Source organism: Micromonospora sp. NPDC004336, assembly GCF_053602615.1.
The window spans coordinates 1-5147 of the sequence record NZ_JBSGDY010000275.1 but is presented as its reverse complement, the minus strand read 5'-3'; the positions used below and the strand labels follow the sequence as shown (position 1 = coordinate 5147).

Below are 5147 nucleotides of genomic sequence, written 5' to 3'. Positions count from 1 at the left end.
CGCCGGGCCGCGCCGGGCCGCGGCGGGCCGCGCCGGGCCCACGCCGGACCTCGGCGGGCCACCCGGCCCAGCCCGGCGGGCGGCGGACCTGCCGGGCGGACCCGCCCCGCTGCCCGACGGACCGGTACGGGGACACGCCGAGCGGCGCCCCGCCGCCGAGGAGTCGGCGGGACGCCGGTCGACGCGGCGCACGCGTCAGCGACCGGACATCGACATGCGCTTCTTCTTGGCCGTGCCCATCGCCATCAGCGCGCCCATTCCCTTCGGCATCCCGCCCGCGCGGCCGAGCATCCCCCGGAACACCTCGCCGGGCTTCTGCTGCTCGCCCATGTAGGCGGTGACCACGATGAGCGCCCCCGTCAGCGCGGGGACCGCCCACTGGAGCATCCGCATCTGCCGCTGGCTCGACGCCACGTTCGACGGGGTCTGCGAGTTCGGTTCGGTGACCCCCTCGACGGGTGGGCCCCCGGCCTTCTCCAGCTTCATGCCGAGCAGCCGGCTGTAGCCGGTCACCGCCAGCGCGCCGACCGTCAGCGCGGTCTTCAGCGTGCTGGCCCGGGCGACGCCCGACTGGGCCGCCACCCGGGGGCTCTCCGTCACCAGTTCGCCGACGGCGCCCGCGAGGTGGGCGCCGATCGCGGCCGCGTTCACCGGGGTCCACCGGGCCCAGCCGGCCGAGGCCATCGGCAGCCGCTGGGTCGAGTCGTTCATCTGAGCCGCCGCGCCGTTGACCCCGAACGCTCCCATCAGGGAGCCCCCGAACCAGGCCGCCAGGCCCAGATCGTGCATCGAGCGCAATGCGGTGTGCCGTTCGGACATCTGATCCCCTTCCACCGTGTCGGGCGGTGCGGCATACCCGCCGCCCGGTCCGCTAATCCCGTCCGTCACCTGCTGATACGACGCGACCGCGCGGATACCGGAGAAGACCGGGAGCCGGTGACCTCGCCGCCCGTCGGGAGCCGACCCGGACCCCGGCGACCGTGCCGCCTCACCCGCGTGCCCCGCCCGGCGCACGGCCGGTCGCCCGGTTGGGACGGGCCGGTCACCCGGTCCGAGCGGGGCGGCGGCCGGAACTGGCGGGGCCGCGGCCGGAACTGGCGGGGCCGGCGCGGGTGGGAGCGGTGGGAGCGGCGACCGGGACCGGCGGGGAGGAGTCGGCGGGGCCGGTGGCGGGTAGATCCCCTCCCGGACGAGCCGAGCGAGAGGGGAAGAGGATGTCGCAGCCCGAGGAGAGCCGGGAGAAGACCGCCTCCACCGACGCGGTGCTCATGCACCCCGGCAACGACCCGCGCGTGACGACCGCCCAGGTGCCGCCGCCGCCCGAGCGGGGCGAGACCCGCGTCGAACGGGACGGCGAGATGGCGCCCGTCGAGACGGAAGAGTGAGCGGGTCCCCGGGCGGCGGAGCACGCCGCCCGGGGGCGTACGGGGGCGGACGAGGTCGGTGGGAGATGGGTGACGTGCGGGAGCTGGTGGACGGGCCGGCGCGGGTGCGGTACGCGAGCCTGTTCGACGCCGCGCCGTCGCCGTACCTCGTGCTCACCCCCGAGCTGGTGATCGTCGAGGTCAACCGCGCCTACCTGCGGGCCACGGGGCGCACCCGGAAGGAGCTGATCGGCCGCGAGTTGTTCGCCGCGTTCCCGGCGAACCCGGACGACCCCGAGGGCACGGGCATCCCCAACCTGCGGGCGTCGCTGCTGCGTGCCCGCGACACCGGCCGACGGGACACCATGGCGGTGCAGCGCTACGACATCCCGGACGGCGCCGGGGGCTTCGCCCGGCGGTACTGGAGCCCCGTCAACGTGCCGGTCCTCGACGACGACGGTCGGGTCGCGCTGCTGCTGCACCGGCCCGAGGACGTCACGGACTTCGTGCAGGACCGGCGGCGCGCCCGCGACGAGCGGGCCCGCGGGGAGAGCTTCCGGCGGCGCATGGTGGCGGCCGAGGCCGACCTGTACGCCCGCGCGCGGGAGCTGGAGACGGCCCTGGACGCCCAGGCGGTGGCGAACCGTCGCCTCGCGGCCCTGGTCGACCTGGCGGCCCAACTGGCGGCCTGCGAGAGCGTCGCCGAGCTGACCGAGGTGGTGGTCGAGCGGGGTCTCGTCGCCCTCGTCGGCGCCGACGGGGGCGCCGTGGCGGTGCGGGACGACGACGACCTGCTGCGCCTCACCATCACCGACAGCCTCGGCGGCGGCGTCTGGACCCGCTCCGGCGAGCTGCCCCTGAGCGCGCCGCTGCCGGCCTGCGTGGCGGCGGACGCGGGCGAGTCGGTCTTCCTGCCCGACCGGGCCGCCACCCTCCGCTTCGCCGACGCGATGGCCGACATAGTCGCCTCGACCGGGTTGCAGTCGTGGGCCGCGCTGCCGCTGCGGGTGGGGGAGCGGCTGCTCGGCTCGCTGACCGTCGGCTGGCGCGACCCGCACCCGTTCGAGCCGACCGAGGTGGAGGTGCTGGGCGCGTTCGCGGCGCAGTGCGCGCAGACCCTGGACCGGATCCGGGTGCACCGGGCGCAGCGGCAGACCTCCGAGACGCTGCAACGCAGCCTGCTCTCCGACCCACCGGCGGTGGCCGGCCTGGCCGTCGCGGTGCGCTACCTGCCGGCGGTGGAGCACGAGCAGGTCGGCGGGGACTGGTACGACGCCTTCCGCGCCGCCGACGGGGCCACCACCGTGGTGATCGGCGACGTCACCGGGCACGACCGCGCCGCGCTGGCCGCGATGGCACAGATCCGCAGCACCCTGCGCGGGGTGGCGTACGTGCTGGGCGAGCCGCCGGCGGCGGTCTTCGCCGGACTGGAGCGCGCCCTGCACGGGCTGGGCGTGACCACCCTCGCGTCGGCCGTGCTCGGCCACATCCGCGTCCCGGACGCCTCCGGCGACCCCGACCGGGCCCGCCTGACCTGGTGCAACGCGGGCCATCCGCCCCCGGTGCTGGTGCCGCCGGACGGCGCGGCGCGGCTGCTGGGCACCGACCCGGACCCGCTGCTCGGCGTGGGCCCCGTCGGCCGCGCCGACCACGAGCTGGCCCTCGACCCCGGGACGACCCTGGTGCTCTACACCGACGGGCTGGTCGAGCGCCGCGACGCCCCGATCGACGTCGGGATCGACCGGCTGCGGGAGGCGGCCGGGCGGCTGCGCCACCTGCCGTTGGAGGAGTTCTGCGACGTGCTCCTCGCGGAGCTGGCCGCCGTGCCGGGCGACGACATCGCCCTGCTCGCGCTGCGGGTCGAGTGAGGGCGCGCGTCGCCCCCGGCACGCCCGTCGGACGGGACCGGCGTCAGCGGGCCGGCAGGTCCGCGGCGAAGCGGGCCACCCGGGCCGCCAGCGGCGCACTGGCGCGTACCCAGGTGAAGTGGTCCATCCGGGAGCCGGCCTGCGCCGCGGTGTAGCGCTCGCGCGCGACGGGCGCCGCAGTCAGCTTGGCGCAGAGGTGGTCGACCGTCTCGTGCGGGGTGTACTGGTCGTCGTCCACGCTGACGGCGAGCACGGGGGTGCGCACGTCGCGCACGGCCGCCTCGGCGTCCACCCCGTCCAGCCGGGGGAAGCGGCCGGTCCGCGCGGTGTGCGCCCAGTCCCGGATGACTCCGCGCGCCTGCCGGCCGCCGAAGCCCCAGCCGGGCCAGACGCCGAGCAGCCGGGCCGTCGCGGCGATCCCCTGGGTGTACGGCAGGACGCCGTACCCGCGCAGGCCCGGGTAGCTGCGCCACCACGGCACGCCGACAGCGACCAGGGCCAGCCCGTCGACGTCGTGCCCGCCGTGCACGGCGAGGTGCAGCAGCGCGGCCTGCCCGCCCAGGGAGTGCCCCAGCAGCACCGTCTTCCGCCCGTCCCGCCGGGTCTTCAGTGCCGCCAGGACGGCGCCGACGTCGGTGGCGAGTTCGGCGTAGCCGTAGCGGCAGGCGCGGCTCGGCGCCGGGGTGCTCTCCCCGGTGCCGCGCAGGTCGGCGACCGCGACGGCGAGGCCGGCGGCGCGCAGGGCGGCGGCGAACGGCCGGTAGTAGCGGGCGCGGACGCCCATCGCGGGCGTGATCAGCACCAGCGGCGCGTCGTCGACGCCGTCCGGCTCGGGGTGGACCTGTAGTCCGAGCCGCGCGCCGTCGACCTCGACGAACTCCTGCCGGTATTCCCCCGTCGCGCTCATCGCCCCAGGCTACGGCCCGAAGCTACCGCTCGGTAAACGCGGGGTGGCGCGCGTCCCGCGCCGCCGGGACCCGCCCGTCGGCCGCGCCGCGTTCGGCCCGGTCGACGGCCGCGAGGACGTCCGGCACGTCGAGCGCCGCCAGCGCCGGATGGGGTACGGCGTCCGCCGGCCCCGCCAGCGGGCCCGCCCAGAGGGCCTGGTGCCGGGGCCGGTCCGGCGGCGGGCCCCACAGCGCCGGCGACACCGGGCCGAACAGCAGCACCGACGGAGTGCCGTACGCGGTGGCGAGGTGCCCGATGCCGGTGTCCCCGGCGACCACCAGCCGCCCGTGGGCGACCAGCGCGGCCAGCTCGCCGATCCCGGTCTCCCCGGCCAGCACGGCGGTGTCCGGCAGCCCGGCGTCGCGCGCCACCTCCACCGCGATCGCCCGCTCGCCCGGTGTCCCGGTGACCACCACCCGGTGCCCCCGGCGGGTCAGTTCCCGGGCGACCGCCGCGAACCGGGCCGGCGGCCAGCGTCGCGCCGGCGCCTTCGCGCCGGGGTGCACGATGCTCACCCCGGTCGGCAGCCCGTCCGCCGGTGGCCGTTGCAGGGCGAGGTCGGTGGGGTCGGTGGGGATGTCGTACCAGTGGAGTAGTCGGCACCAGCGGTGCACTTCGTGTTCGTTGTCGTTCCAGTCGGGTCCGTCGTGGTGGTCGGCGTCGGGGTTGGTGTAGGCGAGGAGTCGGTCGGGTCGGGTCTGGGCGAGCGTGCGGTGGGACTGGGGGCCTTGGCCGTGGAGGTTGACGGCGATGCGGGGTGGCGGGCCGGTCCAGGGCAGTGTGCCGAGGGTGGGGGTGTCGATGAGGGTGTCGATGCCGCCGATGAGGTGGACGAGTGGGGTGAGCCAGGCGGGTGCGGCGAGGGCGAGTTCTTCGTGGGGGTGGGTGGTGCGGAGGGCGCGGAGGGCGGGGGTGGCGGTGGTGAGGTCGCCGATGCCGAGGGCGCGGAGGGTGAGGATCATGGGTA

5 protein-coding genes are annotated in these 5147 nt (G+C 76.9%); 2 read left to right on the top strand and 3 right to left on the bottom strand.

Annotated elements, in window-relative coordinates; all coding sequences use genetic code 11:
• Positions 1-195: 195 nt before the first annotated feature.
• Complete coding sequence (locus ACWENR_RS29500) at positions 196-819, bottom strand: hypothetical protein (protein ID WP_452280219.1); 624 nt, start codon at positions 817-819, stop codon at positions 196-198.
• A 395-nt stretch (positions 820-1214) separates the two neighbouring features.
• Between ACWENR_RS29500 and ACWENR_RS29495 the strand changes: the two genes are divergently transcribed.
• Together ACWENR_RS29495 and ACWENR_RS29490 are read left to right on the top strand one after the other, a co-directional pair.
• A complete protein-coding gene (locus tag ACWENR_RS29495; RefSeq protein ID WP_452280218.1) occupies positions 1215-1385 on the top strand; it encodes a hypothetical protein in 171 nt (56 codons plus the stop codon).
• 65 nt (positions 1386-1450) lie between these two features.
• A complete protein-coding gene (locus ACWENR_RS29490; protein ID WP_452280217.1) occupies positions 1451-3232 on the top strand; it encodes a SpoIIE family protein phosphatase in 1782 nt (593 codons plus the stop codon).
• A gap of 43 nt (positions 3233-3275) precedes the next feature.
• Here ACWENR_RS29490 and ACWENR_RS29485 read toward each other — a convergent pair whose 3' ends face one another.
• Positions 3276-4139 carry an alpha/beta hydrolase family protein gene (locus tag ACWENR_RS29485; RefSeq protein WP_452280216.1) on the bottom strand — a complete coding sequence of 288 codons (864 nt, stop codon included), beginning with the start codon at positions 4137-4139 and terminating at the stop codon, positions 3276-3278.
• A 22-nt stretch (positions 4140-4161) separates the two neighbouring features.
• Positions 4162-5142 carry a glycosyltransferase family 9 protein gene (locus ACWENR_RS29480; RefSeq protein ID WP_452280220.1) on the bottom strand — a complete coding sequence of 327 codons (981 nt, stop codon included), beginning with the start codon at positions 5140-5142 and terminating at the stop codon, positions 4162-4164.
• Positions 5143-5147 lie beyond the last annotated feature (5 nt).

Excerpts from the sequence above, each read along its gene's own strand:
- ACWENR_RS29500 (WP_452280219.1), bottom strand. The coding sequence starts at position 819 with ATGTCCGAACGGCACACCGCATTGCGCTCGATGCACGATCTGGGCCTG.
- ACWENR_RS29495 (WP_452280218.1), top strand. The coding sequence starts at position 1,215 with ATGTCGCAGCCCGAGGAGAGCCGGGAGAAGACCGCCTCCACCGACGCG.
- ACWENR_RS29490 (WP_452280217.1), top strand. The coding sequence starts at position 1,451 with ATGGGTGACGTGCGGGAGCTGGTGGACGGGCCGGCGCGGGTGCGGTAC.
- ACWENR_RS29485 (WP_452280216.1), bottom strand. The coding sequence starts at position 4,139 with ATGAGCGCGACGGGGGAATACCGGCAGGAGTTCGTCGAGGTCGACGGC.
- ACWENR_RS29480 (WP_452280220.1), bottom strand. The coding sequence starts at position 5,142 with ATGATCCTCACCCTCCGCGCCCTCGGCATCGGCGACCTCACCACCGCC.